Annotated in this window: 13 protein-coding genes; 5 read left to right on the forward strand and 8 right to left on the reverse strand. The window is 66.2% G+C overall.

Annotated features, from left to right (window positions below; translation table 11 throughout):
- Positions 1-10: 10 nt before the first annotated feature.
- Positions 11-1210 (reverse strand): MBL fold metallo-hydrolase, encoded by a 1200-nt coding sequence (locus H9638_RS13690; protein WP_191748229.1) that lies wholly within the window; start codon positions 1208-1210, stop codon positions 11-13.
- A 309-nt stretch (positions 1211-1519) separates the two neighbouring features.
- Here H9638_RS13690 and H9638_RS13695 point away from each other — a divergent pair, with 309 nt between their 5' ends.
- The 5 genes from H9638_RS13695 (at position 1520) to H9638_RS13715 (ending at position 7359) form a co-directional block, all read left to right on the forward strand.
- On the forward strand, positions 1520-2713 hold the full coding sequence (locus tag H9638_RS13695; protein ID WP_191748231.1) for a substrate-binding domain-containing protein: 1194 nt from the start codon (positions 1520-1522) through the stop codon (positions 2711-2713).
- Positions 2713-4374, forward strand: a complete 1662-nt coding sequence (locus H9638_RS13700; protein ID WP_191748233.1) for a sugar ABC transporter ATP-binding protein — start codon at positions 2713-2715, stop codon at positions 4372-4374. The genes H9638_RS13695 and H9638_RS13700 overlap by 1 nt, the downstream gene beginning before the upstream one ends.
- Positions 4374-5444: an ABC transporter permease gene (locus H9638_RS13705; RefSeq protein WP_191748235.1), complete on the forward strand. Its 1071-nt coding sequence runs from the start codon at positions 4374-4376 to the stop codon at positions 5442-5444. Before H9638_RS13700 ends, H9638_RS13705 begins: the two co-directional genes overlap by 1 nt.
- Before the next feature lie 81 nt (positions 5445-5525).
- Positions 5526-6500, forward strand: coding sequence for a LysR family transcriptional regulator (locus H9638_RS13710; RefSeq protein WP_191748237.1), 975 nt, complete (start codon positions 5526-5528; stop codon positions 6498-6500).
- Between the two features lie 49 nt (positions 6501-6549).
- Entirely contained in the window at positions 6550-7359 is an 810-nt protein-coding gene (locus H9638_RS13715; protein WP_191748239.1) for an SDR family NAD(P)-dependent oxidoreductase, read from the forward strand.
- A gap of 38 nt (positions 7360-7397) precedes the next feature.
- On the opposite strand, the gene H9638_RS13720 is transcribed toward H9638_RS13715, so the two are convergent.
- The 7 genes from H9638_RS13720 to H9638_RS13750 all read right to left on the reverse strand — a co-directional run bounded on the left by H9638_RS13720 (position 7398) and on the right by H9638_RS13750 (position 14664).
- Positions 7398-8198, reverse strand: coding sequence for an SDR family NAD(P)-dependent oxidoreductase (locus H9638_RS13720; protein WP_318241882.1), 801 nt, complete (start codon positions 8196-8198; stop codon positions 7398-7400).
- Entirely contained in the window at positions 8195-9235 is a 1041-nt protein-coding gene (locus tag H9638_RS13725; RefSeq protein WP_191748241.1) for a fumarylacetoacetate hydrolase family protein, read from the reverse strand. Before H9638_RS13725 ends, H9638_RS13720 begins: the two co-directional genes overlap by 4 nt.
- Before the next feature lie 22 nt (positions 9236-9257).
- The gene (locus H9638_RS13730; RefSeq protein ID WP_318241883.1) at positions 9258-10319 is read right to left on the reverse strand and encodes an amidohydrolase family protein; all 1062 of its coding nucleotides are present in this window, start codon (positions 10317-10319) and stop codon (positions 9258-9260) included.
- Between the two features lie 164 nt (positions 10320-10483).
- Complete coding sequence (locus H9638_RS13735) at positions 10484-11611, reverse strand: FAD-dependent monooxygenase (RefSeq protein WP_191748245.1); 1128 nt, start codon at positions 11609-11611, stop codon at positions 10484-10486.
- A gap of 32 nt (positions 11612-11643) precedes the next feature.
- Positions 11644-12585 (reverse strand): cyclase family protein, encoded by a 942-nt coding sequence (locus H9638_RS13740; RefSeq protein WP_191748322.1) that lies wholly within the window; start codon positions 12583-12585, stop codon positions 11644-11646.
- 68 nt (positions 12586-12653) lie between these two features.
- Positions 12654-13640, reverse strand: a complete 987-nt coding sequence (locus H9638_RS13745; protein WP_191748247.1) for a fumarylacetoacetate hydrolase family protein — start codon at positions 13638-13640, stop codon at positions 12654-12656.
- A 4-nt stretch (positions 13641-13644) separates the two neighbouring features.
- Positions 13645-14664, reverse strand: coding sequence for a VOC family protein (locus H9638_RS13750; protein WP_191748249.1), 1020 nt, complete (start codon positions 14662-14664; stop codon positions 13645-13647).
- Position 14665 lies beyond the last annotated feature (1 nt).

Genomic DNA, 14665 nt, shown 5'->3' on the forward strand with positions numbered 1-14665 from the left:
CAGATGGCACTCAGGCTTTCGCTCCCACACCGAACCGCATCAGGTCCTTCCCCACGATCAGGTTTCCGCTGTAGCCTTTCTGGGCTTCCTCCCAGCGGCTGTCGGGGTTATTTCCCGGTACCAGATGCGACAGAACGAGGTTTTTCGCTCCGGCGGGCTCTGCGACGTCCCGCCCCACCTGCTCAATGGTCGTGTGGGAAATCAGAAGATGTTCCTTGACCGCCGGTGCAATCTCTGGCGGCAGCACTGCGGCCAGATCCTCAGCAAATTGCGGGTCGATGACTTCGTGGACCAAGTAATCGCAGCCTTGGGCAAGGTCGATGAGGTTGGCACTGACCCCGGTGTCCCCGGAAATGACCACTGAACCATCCGGGGTGTCAAAGCGGTAGGCAAAGGCCGGCGCTGTCGGGCGGTGATCCACCAGCGTCGCAGTGATCTTCACATCATCGTCTTCCCACACTTCGATCGGTGCCGTCAGCCGCGGCGGAACGCCTTCCGGATCTACCGTCCACAGAGAAGAGATGTCCAGGTCCTGGACATTGAACGTGGCATCCGGGCTCTCGAAGTTGCTGTCGCGTGCCCGATCATTGAAATCTGCAGCGAAAGCCTGGCGCAGGTAGGAAGTCATTCCCGAAATACCCGGCGTAGGGTCCTCCGGGTTGAAAACCGGCGGCTCCGCCCGGTTGGGTGGAAAGACCCGCACGAGACTTCCGCGGTCGCCCGGACCGAAAACTTCAATGGGTCCGTCAATCGTCCGGCCGACGGAATTCATACCTGCCGTGGCATAGACAGCTGGCCATTCAACGATGTGGTCGCTGTGCAGATGCGTAAAAAAGATTCCCCGAATCCTGGCCATCGAAGTACCGCCAAAGCCCTCCCCGCCAAGCCCTGCCCGTATGAGATTCATATGCGACCCGTGGCCAAGATCGACCAGATAAACCCGGTCCTCGTACGTAAGCGCTGTTGCAACGCCGGACCGTTCGTCCGTCAGAACAGTGGGACCTCCCGCGGTTCCCAGCAGGACAAGACTGGTCCGGGTGTTCCCGCCAGGTCCGGCAGACGCACTCGTCTGGCTGCTGTTCGCTTCCGGTGCAGAACATCCGGCAAGTGCCAAGCCACCCAGCGCAGCCATCGCTCCGGCTCCGCTGAGGAAGCGCCGCCTCGAGGCCTCCGGAACTTGGTTAAGGGCTTTTCCTACAACATCGCACATCGTGAAACTCTCTTCCCGCCTCCGCAGGCCGCTTTCGGGCAGCACTATCTGGGTGCCTCGGGTGTGGACATCGGCGTCCAGCACGGCCCGTCGGGTCAAGTATGCGGTGAGCCACAGCCGCAGAACGCGGAAGATTCATATACCGCATATCCACCACGGTGATACCGCGCCAACCCCGCCGGGTATCAATGCCATGGATAGCAGCTATCCCAATTACTCACTTCCCCAAATATTCAGGCGCCAGCAGAGTGGTCGTAACAACGTGATCTAAATCACGCAGTTCACCCTTTGACTGTCAATGGAGACCTGATGAGAAGCAGAACTTCGAGCACCAAGGCCTGGGGCGCCCTCTGCGCCCTGTTTATTGCCAGCCTTGCACTGGCATCCTGTAGCTCCTCCCCCGCGGACACCCCCAGCCCGGAAGCCTCCGCCTCGTCGGGCACGGCTTCGGCGGCAGCGTCCGCTCCCGCCGGCGGCACCGAAGCCCTCACCGCAGCATATGAAGGCATCGTCGGAGCCCCGCCCACCGAGTCTGTGGCGGTTCCCGAAGGCCTCTCGGCCTGGGTCGTCTCCTGCGGACAGTCCCAGGTCACCTGTTCCACTCCGGCCCAGGGCGCCGCAGATGCCGCCGAAGCCATCGGTTGGGAGAGCAACATCTGCGACGGCCAGCTCAACCCCAACGGCTGGGCCAACTGCATCCGTCAGGGTGTCGCCGCCAATGCGGATGTCATCTTCGTGATCGGCCAGGACTGCTCCAGCTTCCAGGGTCCGCTCGAGGAAGCCCGCACAGCCGGAATCACCACCGTGGGTGTCGGCGCCAACGACTGCGACGTCGACGGCGGCGAGCCGCTGTTCACCGGCATCACCAAGCAGCTGGAGGGCATGGATAACGAGCAGTGGTGGAACACGCTCGGCGGGCTGCAGGCCGATTGGCTGATCGGACAGACTGACGGCGACCTGAAGCTGCTGGAAGTCACCTTTGCCGACACCCGGTTCGGTCCCTGGATCAGTGACGGCCTGAACGCGGCACTCGAAGACTGCGAAACCTGTGAAGTGGTTGGCACCCTCCAGCTGAGCAACCAGGATGCTGCCAGCGGCGCGATGGCACAGAAGCTCTCCACCGCACTCCTCCAGGCCCCGGATGCGAACGCCATCTCCGTTCCCCTGGACGGCTGGTTTATGGCCGGACTTTCCCAGGCAATCGTCTCCTCCCAGCGCTCTGACGACCTCGCCGTCGTCGGCGCCTTCGGCCAGCGCAGCAACCTGGACCTGATCGCCGCCGGCCAGGGCCAGGACGCCTCGGTGGCCTTCAGCCTGGAATGGAACGGCTGGTCGGGTGTGGATACCGCCCTGCGCCTGCTGGCTGACCAGGAAATCCTGCCGTCCGGCGTCGGAATGCAGGCAATCGATGCGAAGACGAACATGCCGGCAGACGGCGCCGCATTCGCCTACAACCCGGTCATCGACTTCAAGCAGGCCTACCTGGAGGCATGGGGCAAGTAGTGAGCGCAGCAAACAAGTTCCGTCCTCCCGTGTCCGCGGCTTCCGCGGGCACGGGAGGTGCGCGGACCCCACAGACGGCAGCCGCCCTGGCGGCGCAGGGAATCACCAAAACCTTCGCCGGTGCACCGGCCCTGGCCGGAGTGGACCTGACCGTGGAACGCGGCAGCATCCATGCTCTCCTGGGCGGCAACGGCTCCGGCAAATCCACCCTGATCAAATGTCTCGCCGGGGTTTACCAGGCCGACGCCGGAACCATATCCGTGCACGGGGAAAGCGTTCCCGCACGCCAGATGACTCCGCGCCGGGCCCGCGAAGCCGGCCTGCGCTTTGTCCACCAGGACCTTGCGGTGTTCGATTCGCTGACCGTCGCCGAGAACTTTGCGCTGGATTCCGGCTTCCCCACGAACCCGGTTCAGGGCATCCGTTGGCGGGAACTGCGCAGCCGTGCGGATGAACTCCTGGATTTCTACGGCATTTCGGCGCGGGCCAGTGATCCTTTGGGATCCCTCCGCCCGAGCCAGAAAACCATGGTTGCCGTGGCCCGCGCCCTGGCGGATCAGCGGGACAGCGAATTTATTCTGCTGCTGGACGAGCCAACGGCGTCGCTGCCGGAGGACGAATCCCGGGAGCTGATGGCGGCCCTGCGCACCAGGGCAGATCTTGGCCAGACGATCGTTCTGGTGACGCACCGCTTCGGTGAGATAGCCGAAGTCGCTGACGACGTGACGGTGTTCCGGGACGGCTCCGTCGCGGGGCTGGGGCCGGTGGCAGAAATGACCACGCCTGTCATCATCTCGATGATGTCCGGGACCGATCCTTCGCGCCCGCCCGCTCCCGGCACCTCTGCGGCCGGCACCGATACCCGCCCGGCGGCGCCGTCGTCGTCGTCCGATGCCACCGGCACCCCCGTGTTTACGGGCAGCAACCTGACCCGGCATCCGCTGGCGGGAGTGGACCTGACCGTGGCATCGGGGGAAATCGTGGGTCTGGCCGGGCTGGCAGGTTCGGGACGTTCCACTGTGCTCCGCGCCATTTTCGGCGACACCTCCCTCACCTCCGGCAGCATGACCCTGGACGGCTCACCGCACACCCCGTCCTCACCGGCGGACGCCATCCGCTCCGGAATCGCCTTTGTGCCGGAAGACCGCCACCGCGACGCCGCGTTCCTGGACCTTGCGGTGCGGGAGAATGCGTCCGCCACCGTGATCGGACGGTATTGGCGCAGGCTCGTCATGAACCTGCGGCTGGAACGGTCCGACACCGAGCAGCTCATCACCGAGCACTCCGTCCGGACGGACGGACCGGAAGCTCCGATCGGCCGTTTGTCCGGCGGCAACCAGCAAAAGGTGATCCTCGCCCGCTGGCTGCGCCGGAACCCCAGGCTGCTCCTGCTGGATGAACCGACCCAGGGGGTGGATGTGATGTCGCGGCAGGACATCTACCGCACCCTGCGCGGCTTGACCGGGCAGGGCTGCGGAATTCTGGTGGCTTCCAGCGACCTGGATGAACTCGTCGAACTCTGCGACCGCGTGCTGGTCCTGGTTGATGGCCGGATCACCGCAGAGTTCAGCCCCGATCAAGCCGGGCGCGGCGAACTGGCAACGGCCGTGATGTCCGCAGCCCCTGCCCGCCCTGCCCCTCACGAAGGATCTCAAAACTGATGGACGCCACCCACACGCCCCCGGCCCAGTCCCCCGAAACCCGGCAGGTCCCACACCCCGGTGCTGCGGAAAATTCCCGTCCCGCACCGGACCGGCGCAGGTCAGCCCGCACCCCGCTGGGCTCGCAGCTTGAACGGTTCGCCCTGCCCCTGCTGCTGGTCCTGATCATCGTGTTCTTCGGTGTCTTTCCGGCCAGTTCCGCCCTGTTCCTCAGCACGGCCAACGTCTCGGTGGTCCTGGCCAACCAGTCCGTGGTGACGCTGGTCGCCGTCGCCCTGATCTTTCCCCTAGTAGCCGGCCACTTCGACTTCTCCGTGGGCGGCATCGCCGTGATGAGCAGCGTGGTCACTGCCGCCGCGATGGCACATTTTTCGCTTCCACTGTGGGTTTCCTGCCTGCTGGGGGTGGCCGCGGCCGCGGTGGTGGGCGCCGTGAACGGACTGCTGGTTGCCCGGTTCAAAATGAACGCGTTTGTCTCCACCTTGGGCATGGCTACGCTGCTGGGCGGACTCATCCAGTGGTACACCGGTGGACTGGCGATTATCGGTGTCGATCCGGCCTTCACCACCTTCGGCAGCAGCACCTGGCTGGGCCTGCCCCGGGTGGTGTTCGTCGTCGCGGTTTTGGTGTTCCTGGCCTGGTACCTGCTCACCCACACCCCCTTCGGCCGTTCGCTGTACGCCATTGGCTCCAACAACCGCGCGGCAGTGCTGGTGGGCCTGCCGCTGCGCCGGTACACCCAGACGGCCTTCATCCTTTCCGGCACATTGGCCGGACTAGCGGGAGTAATTCTGGCGGCACGCACCGGCGGAGCCAACGCGGACAACGGCACCTACCTGCTGTTCCCCGCACTGGCTGCTGTCTTCCTGGGCGCGACGGCGATCCTGCCCGGCCGCTTCAACGTGGTCGGCACCGTCTTCGGGGTGCTGTTTGTGGCCGTCAGCGTCAGCGGACTGACCTTGAGCGGCGCGGCGAACTGGGTGGACCAGGTGTTCAACGGCGCGGCGCTGCTCGTCGCCGTCGGGCTCTCCAGCTACCTTGGCCGGCGCAGGTCCGGGCAGGGAACGTAACTGGCTGCCCGGATCAGTCCGGTCCCGCCCACCGGCGCAACACTGGAGGGACCCGGCAGCTGCTCACCTAAGCTGGCAGACATGAAGTCCATCGATCTGAACCTGCTGCCGACACTTCAGATCCTGCTCCGGCTGCGCAACGTTTCCCGGACCGCGGAACATCTGCAGCTCAGCCAGCCGGCTACCAGTGCTGCGCTCTCGCGGCTGCGCCGGTATTTCGACGACGAGCTGCTGGTCCGCTCCGGCAGGCACTACGAGCTGACGCCGCTGGCCCAGGACCTGGTTCCCCTGGTGGATGAGGCGCTGCTGAGCCTGGACCGGGTCACCGGCATCCGGAACCGGTTCGAACCGGCAACCAGCGACCGCGAATTCGTCATCGCTGCCTCGGACTATGTTGCCGCCATGGTGGCCGAGCCGCTGCGCCGGATCCTGCAGCTTGAGGCGCCGGGGGTCAGCGTGGACATCATCCCCACCTCCATGGTGCGGGTGGACCAGTCCGACTTCACCCGCTGGGACCTGATTGTGGGCCCCACCGGGTACTCCTTCCCCGGCAGCAAAAAAGCAGTGTTCCGCGACAGTTTTGTGGCCGTGGTGGATTCCGGGAACCCGGTCCTGGACCGGGACCCGCTGCACGCAGCGGATCTGGGCGGACTGCCGCACGCGGTGGGCTACTTCGGGGAGTCCATCAAGACCCCGGCGGACCTCTTCTGGGAAACTCTGGGGATTGAGCGGAAGGTCGCCGCGCATGTCTCCGGACTGCTGGCCCTGCCGCTGCTGGTCGAGGGGACGGATCTGGTGGCTCTGCTGCCCAAAATGCTTGCCCTGAAAGCGCAGCGCGGAGCGAACATCTCCCTGATCGAGTTCCCGGTGGAATCCGAACCTGTGCTGGTCGAAGCCATGTTCTGGCATCCCAGCCGCACCGAAGATCCAGCCAACCTGTGGCTCCGTTCGGTGGTCCAGCGGGCCTGCGCGCAGCTGCACGAAAACCTGGAGATCTCCCACCGGGAGAGGTCAGTCATTCGTTCCGCGACTATCGACGGCGTCGATACCCGGTAGATCAAAAACGGCGTTCACCGGATGCCTGACTGCTGGCAGAGTTGCGCACATGACCGATTTTCTGCGTTCCGGCAGACCGGAACGCCGTGGCCGCCTGACCGGTAAAACCGCCATCATCACCGGTACCGGCAGCGGTCAGGGCCGCGCCGCGGCTCTGGCCTTCGCTGCGGAAGGCGCCGTCGTTATCGGCTGCGATATTGACGCCGACGGCGCCGAAGAGACCGTCCGGCGGGTGAACCAGGCAGGCGGCCGGATGAGCAGCACCCACCCGGTGGACCTCACCAGTGAGGACGCCGTGGCCGCCTGGGCCGCGCAGGTCTCCACGGAGTACCCGGCCGTGGACATTCTGTACGCCAATGCGGCGGCCACCCGGTTCGCACCGGTCGAGGATCTCACGTTCGCCGATTGGAAATGGAACGTTGCCCACGAGATGGATGTGGTGTTCCTGCCGGTCAGATACTTCTGGAGGAACCTTGCGTCCTCCGGGAACGCCGCGGTTGTCCTGGTCGGCTCCACTGCAGGAGTCACCGGGTCCGTGACCAACGGCCGGTTGGCGCACACCGCCACCAAGGGCGCCGTCGTCGCCATGACCAAACAGCTTGCGGCGGAAGGCGCACCGCTGGGCATCCGGGTCAACACCGTCAGCCCCGGCATGATCCGCACGCCCGCCACCGAGGGGGACCTGCTCAGTGCAGACCATCCGATGAACGCAATCGCCGGGCACATTCCGCTGGGCCGCATCGGCTCCCCGGAGGAGGTTGCCAGCTGTGCGCTGTTTCTCGCCTCGGATGAGGCCTCCTACGTCACCGGGGCAAACCTGATGGTCGACGGCGGCTGGTCGGCAGTGCTGCCCGGCTGACGCCGGGCGGCCTTGGGGTTCAGCGACCCTCTACCAGTTCAGCGCAGCGCGTCCGAGATGGACTTCGCACCGCCATGGGAGGTCTGGCCGCCGTCGACCGGGATTTCAGCTCCGGTGACGTAGGAGGAGAGCGGGCTGAGCAGGAACGCCACCACCTGTGCCACCTCTTCGGGCTGCCCGGTGCGGCCCAGCGGGGTTTCGGCCAGGTTCGCTTCGCGGAACGCCGGCTTGGCGCTGGCTGTCATGGGCGTCTCGATGAAACCGGGGTGGACCATATTCACCCGGATGCCGCGCGGCCCCAGCTCCGCCGCTGCCACCTTGGACACTCCGCGGAGCGCCCATTTGCTGGCGGTGTAGGCCAGCGGATAGTGCGCGGTCAGGCCGGCGGCGGACCCCACGTTAACAATTGAGCCGCCGGTTTCCATCAGCGGAGCCAGCGCCTGGATTCCCAGCAGCGCTCCGGCAACGTTAACGTCGTAGACCCGGTGCAGATCCGCCGGGGACAGTTCCCCCAGCCGTTTGCGTTCGGTGATGCCCGCGTTATTCACCAGGCCGTCCACCCGGCCGTACTTCGCCCGCAGGTGCCCGGCGAGCGCCGCCCACCCGGCTTCATCGGCCACATCCAGCTGGTGGTAGTCCAGTGTGCCGGGTCCCGGTGAGGGTGCGGCGGCCAGCCCGGCAGCCAGGTCGGTGGCCACCATGCGGGCCCCGTAAGCGTGCAGCAGCCGCACGGCAGCTGCACCCTGTCCCTGCGCAGCACCGGTGACCACAACAACCCGGCCGTCCAGGCCGAAAGGGTTGGGCCGGACGGCCGGATGCAGCGGGTCGGATGGGTTCACTGACCAGCCACCGCGGCGGCGTAGTTCCGCTGCAGCCGCGGCCGGGGGCGTGCCCGGACCAGCGTCTGGGCCTCACGGCGGGCGCCGATGGTGTTGGTGATACTGCCGATTCCCTCCACTGTCATGGTGACGGTATCGCCGGTCTGCAGCGGCGGCGGCGTCTGCTCGCCGTTGCGTCCCCACAACTCGGCCAGGCAGCCGCTGCCGCAGGTGCCGGAACCCAGGACGTCGCCCGGGACCACGCGCGAGTCCTGCGAGGCGTAGGCCACCAGCTCGGCAAACGGCCAGCCCATGTTGGAAAGCAGGTCCTCCCCGATCTGGACCCCGTTGACCTCCACCCTCATCCCCAGGCCCAGGAACCCCTCGGCGTCGTGCCGGTCCGCGAATTCATCAGCGGTCACGATCCACGGGCCCAGCGTGCCGGCAAAGTCCTTGCCCTTGCACGGGCCCAGGCTGACCTTCATTTCGCGGCGCTGCAGGTCACGGGCGGACCAGTCGTTAAAGATGGTGTACCCGAAGATGTGCCGGTGTGCTTCCTCCACGGTGAGGTTGCTGCCGGAGCTTCCCGGCACGTGGCCGATGACGGCCGCCACCTCAGTCTCGAAGTCCAGCTGGCTGCAGCCGGCGGGGATGGGAATGTCCTCGCCCGTGGCCCGGATGGTGTGCGGGTTGGTGAAGTAGAAGGTGGGCGCCTGGTACCACTCCTCCACTACCCCGGCTGCACCATCGATGCTGATCCGCATGCCCTCCACATGTTCTTCGAACGCCACGAAATCGCGGATGGTGCCGGGAACCAGCGGCGCCAGCAGCACGACGGCGGAAAGCGGCTTGGGTGCACTGTCGCCGGAGCCCGCAGCGCTGCCGGCTGCGGCGTCGGAGCCTGCGACGGTGCGCTCGGCGATCCGCAAGGTTTCCTCCAGCCCAGCGGCCAGCAGATCGTTGGTCGTCTGCCCGTCAGGAAGCGGGTACGCACGGTCCCCGTGGATAAAGCCGGAGCGGACCTCGCCGTCGTCATTCCAGCGGGCAATCTTGACCATGGTGTTTCCTTTCCTGCCCGGCTCAGGAAGCCGGGGTGTGTTCAGCGGCCAGTCCGGCGCGGATGCCGAGGGCTGCGGCGTTGCCGGCGAGGATGAGGTGCTCGTCCTCGCCGGTCAGGCCGGCTGCGCGGACTTCACCCACCGGGTCTTCCGTGCCCATGTCGAACGGGTAGTCGGAGCCGAGCAGAACCCGGTCCGTCCCGGCAGCGTCAGCCAGCATCCGGAGTTCGGACGGGCTGTGGATGAGCGAGTCGAACCAGATCTTCCGTAGGTAGGACGACGGCGGTGCGGCGCATCCGCGCGCTTCCGGACGGACCTTCCAGGCACGGTCAGAGCGTCCGAGCGTGGTGGGCAGATAGCCGCCGCCATGGGCGGCAATCAGTTTGAGGCCGGGGTACCGGTCCAGGACCCCGGCGAAAATCAGGTGGGACAGTGCCACCGCGTTTTCCGCCGGTTGGGCCACGGTGTTGGAAAGGTAGAACCGGTCCAGCCGTTCATCGAGCGAGCATCCGAAGGGATGCAGGAAAACAATCGCCCCAAGTTCTTCGGCGCGTGCCCAGAACGGCTCGAGCCGCGGGTCAGAGAGCTCCACCGTTCCGGCATTCGGTCCGGCACCACTATGGGAACCTGCGCCCGGGGCGTAGGACCCCAGTTCCACACCGAGCAGCCCGCACTCCAGCACCGCGTGTTCCAGGGCAGCCACCATCAGGTCCGGGTGCTGCAGCGGAACCAGTCCCAGCCCTTCCAGCCGGTCCGGAGCGGCAGCCACCAGTTCCTGCACAGCCGTATTGGCGCGGCGGGCAATGTCCGTGGCGAGCTCCGGTTCCGCAAAGTAGTAATAGTGCGACGGCGACGGCGAGACCAGCTGCACGTCAACGCCGGCAGCATCCATATCGGCCAGCCGGCGGGATAGATCCACCAGCTGCGGCCAGCGCTGCTTGATCATGGCTCCGGAGGCCGCGAGTGACTCCGGGCCCTGGCGGCGGGCATCCAGCGCCTGCGCGGCGGCAAAGTCCGCCGGCGCGGACTCCGCGGCGTACTGCGCCAGCGCGGGCAGCAGGACGTGGGCGTGGACATCAACCACCGGGGACTGCTGAGACGTTGGTTGAAGCTGTGGCGCTGGCTGGGATTGTGTCGTTGGCTGGGATTGTGTCGTTGGCTGGGACTGAGTCGCTGGCTGGGACTGAGTCGCTGACTGGGACTGAGTCGCTGACTGAAACTGAGGCACGGGAGCAGACTGTGTATCGGTCATGCCGGAGAGCTCACCGTTGCGGCAACCTTGCCCATCAGACCCGGTACATCGGCGTCCCGGATCTGCCCGTCCAGCATCCACTGGCCCAGCTGGACCGAGCTTTCAACGACAACCCGGGCGCGTTCCAGCCGGCGTTCGGTGAACTCTTCCCACAGCGAGTCGTCCAGCCGCTCATGCTCCACCAGCAGTTCTGCGAGTACGGCACCGTCTTCCACGGCCATGGCAGCACCCTGGGCGATAGTGGGAGGGCAGCTGTGGGCGGCGTCGCCAATGATCACTGCCCGGCCGCGGTTCCACGGCCCATCCACAAAGTGCTTGGTGAACCGGGTGTAGTTAACCCGGGCGCTGTGGTCCAGGCTGGTCTGGATCTCCTTCCACGGACCGCCGTAGGCCGCGGCAAGACCGGCCATAATCCGGGGCCCGTCTTCCACGCTGCGTTCCTGGGCATTTTCCACCAGGTAGGCATACATGGTGTCCTGACCGGTGGGACAGTAACCGGCAATGAAGCAGGGGCCGCCGTACACCAGGTCCGTGCGGACCACGTCTGCGGGGCGCTCCACGAATGCCCGCCAGATACCCATCCCGGTGGGTTCCGGCGCCACCTCAATTCCAATGGCGGTGCGCACCACCGAGTGGAGTCCGTCCGCGCCGATCAGCAGGTCATAGCTGAGCCGGTCGCCGTCGTCGGTAATGACGGTGACCGAACCGCTGTCCTGCTCCACACCCTTGACCGTCCGGCCATAGCTGATCCGCGCTCCGGCGCTCTCGGCGCGGCGGCGGAGTGCATCGGCCAGGTCCGGGCGGTACATGCCCAGCGTCGCGGGCAGGTCCGCACCGCCCGTGCGGGCATCATCCATCACCGCCAGTACCGTTCCGGCCGGATCCGGGGCACGCAGGCCCAGCTCGCTGAAGGCGAAGCCCTTTGCCGCGATTTCGTCCCAGATGCCGAGCTGCCGGAAGATCCGCAGGGCGTTCCCCTGCAAGGTGATGCCGGAGCCCAGCGGAGAGGGACCATCCGCCTTTTCCAGGATTTCGACGTCGACGCCGGCGTCAGCCAGCAGCGCGGCCGCCGTCAATCCTGCCGCGCCCGAGCCGACGATGCCTACCTTGCTCACAGCTGCCATGGTGCAAACTCCTTTGTTTTCAGTCCGGCGGATTATTTGACGGCAATGGGGTTGACCGGCGATCCGACTGCCCCGGTGATGGGCAGCGGTGCGGCGGTCAGCAGAAAGTCGTACTGGCCATCAGCGGCACAGGACGCGGCGAGCTCTTCCGGGTCCCACATTTCGCCGAGGAACAGCCCCAGGTTCGGGATGGCGATCTGATGCAGCGGCTGGAATGCGGTGTCGAATTCGTTCGGCCGGACCTCGAAGCCCCATGTGTCCGTCGCGATCCCGGCAATTTCACTGCGGTGCAGCCAGGGCGCGGTGGTGAAGGAGAGCCCTGGTGCGGCTCCGCCGGCGTAGTCACCCCAGCCTTCCCGCAGCGTACGGGCATACTGGCCGGTGCGCAGCACTATGACATCCCCGCGGCGGACCGCTGAGCTGGCTCCCTGTTTTTGAATCGTTGCCTCAAGGTGTTCAGCGGTGATCGCGAACCCGTCCGGCAGCTCGCCGTCGCCGTTGCCCAGTTCAGGTCCCAGCGCACGGCCGACGTCGAGCAGCACGCCCCGGGTGACGATCCGCGAGGCCGCGGTCTGGATGCCGGTGACCTGGTCTCCCTCGCTGGTTACCACCTGGCCGGCGCGGCGGCCGTTCCAGGCCTTGCCGCGGTCGAAGATGTGGCCCAGCCCGTCCCATTGGGTGGAGCACTGCAGCGGCATCGAGATGACGTCATCCGCGCCGCCAATGCCGTGCGGGAAACCCTGGTCGCCGAATTCCGCGTCTGTGCCGGTATCGGTCATGGTGTGCACCGGGTTAGTACGGCGGCGCCAGCCCTTCTGCGGCCCGTTGGTGTCAAAAGGCTGGGAGAGGGAAAAGGTCTGGCCGGAGCGGACCAGCCGGGCTGCCTCGACGCGCTTGGCCTCGTCGATGAAGTTCAGCGTGCCCAGCACGTCGTCCGGACCCCACCGGCCCCAGTTGTTGTGCGCGGCAGCCATGGCTTCGATGCTGGCCAGGGGGTTACTGCGCTGGATCACCGTCTCGCCGGCCTGGTCCTGGATTTCGGTCACTGGGCCACCTCGTCCTTGCAGCGGACCAGCTGCGTGCCGAGTCCGGTGATCTCGCCTTCCATCACGTCGCCGTCGCGGAGCAACCGGCCCCAGTGCGCGCCGTTGCCGGCCGGGCTGCCGGTCAGGATGAGGTCCCCGGGCAGCAGCGGCATCTGCTGCGAGGCGTGGGACACCAGCTGGGCGACGGTGAAGATCATGTCCGACGTCGACTCGTCCTGCATGGTTTCGCCGTTGAGCCGGAGGGTGACCTTCAGATCCTGCGGGTCCTCAACGAACTTCGCCGGCAGCACCAGCGGTCCGGTCGGCAGGAAGCCCGGGGCGTTTTTGGCCCGGAACCAGTCGCTGCCAATCGCGGGCATGTCCTTCCGGAAAACGAACTCCCGGGTGGTGATGTCATTGACCATCGTGTAGCCGAAAACGTGGTCGAGGGCTTCCTCCGGGCTGACCCGGAAGGCGCGGCTGCCGATGACGGCGGCAACTTCCAGTTCCCAGTCGTGGCTCCGGCCGGAGGCGGGCAGGATCAGGTCCTCGGTGGCTGAAGCCATGGCTGTCGGCAGCCCGATGAAGAAGTAGGGTGTGCCCTCGGCTGCCCGCTTGTCCATGATCTCGGCGGTCCGTTCGCGGATTTCCTCATCGGTTCCGCCGCCGTCGCGGTGCGCCACCGCCAGGTCAATCACGTGCTTGCGGTAGTTGGCGCCGGCCTGCAGGATCTGCTGCGGACGCAGCGGGACCAGTACCTTCAGTTCCGTGAAATCGAGCCAGCCCTCCGCGCCGGTGCCGGCCTGTCCGGCCTCTCCCGCGAGCCGGTCCAGCTGAGGCTCAGCCGTGTCCCAGTGTTCAATGATGGTTTCAATGCTGACCGGTGTGCCACCGGGCAGTGCCAGGTTCTCCGCTGTCAGCGGCAGGACGCGGCCGCCGGTTTCCAGGCCGGTCCGGGACTCCCCGGTGGCGGGGTCGGCGAACGTAATCAGTGCGTAGGTCATCGGTTTAGCCCCGGCCCTGCTCGGCGTACGGGTTGAGCAGCGCCTGCTTCATTTCTTCCGATGCACCTTCTTCGGTGGCGGTAAACCCTTCCGCGGGCGGGAAGGACTCGGTCATCGAGTGCGGCATGGCACCGTTGCGGTAGAAGTTGTTGGAGCCTTCGGACGGCTTCCAGGTCTTGGCTTCCCAGTCCGGCACGTAGTTGCGGTAGCCGCCGGAGTTCAGCTCCACCCGCAGGGTGCTCGGCTCACGGAAGTACAGGAAGTTCTGTTCGCCGATGCCGTGGATGGAGGGACCGTATTCCATCGGGGTGCCGTTTTCCATCATCACGTCAGCGGTCCGCAGCAGGTCTTCATGCGTATCAACCCAGAACGCGATGTGGTTGACGCGGCCGGCACGGTCTGAGGTGTCCAGGACAACTCCGAGGTCGTGGGACTTCTCGTTGGTGGTCAGCACGGAGAACACAGTGATCGGAGCCTCGTCCAGATCGGTGAACGCCATGATGCGGAAGCCCAGCGCCCGGTTGTACCAGTCGGCGAAGCCGCGCACGTCGCTGGTGGCCACGGTGACGTGGTCCAGGAAGCGGGGTGCCGCGGCGTGGCTGCTGCGGCGTTCCGGGCGGTCCGGGTAGACCGATTCGAAGCCGGGCTCCGCCACATACTTCTCCACCTCGTAGAACAGCTTCATCGAGTGTCCGTAGGGGCCGGTGAACTGGTAGGCCTTGCCGTGGGCATGTCCGCCGGGGACCCATTCGCCCTGGACGCCGGCAGCTTCGATGCTTGCCGCCGCAGCGTCGAGTGCCTCGGCGGAAGCGGTGCGCCAGGCCATGTTCGCCAGCGACGGTTCGTCCCCGTGGCGCACTACCAGGCTGTAGCGGTAGTGATCGCCCCAGCAGCGCAGGTAGGACGCGCCGTCAATGGAATCGACCAGCCGCATGCCGAATTTCTCCACGTAGAAACGGGTGGACGCTTCGACGTCGGGGGTGGTGATTTCCAGATGTGCCAGGTGGGAGAGGAGTTTGTCCACG

The organism is Arthrobacter pullicola, assembly GCF_014836875.1.
In the GTDB taxonomy this organism is placed as follows: domain Bacteria; phylum Actinomycetota; class Actinomycetes; order Actinomycetales; family Micrococcaceae; genus Arthrobacter_B; species Arthrobacter_B pullicola.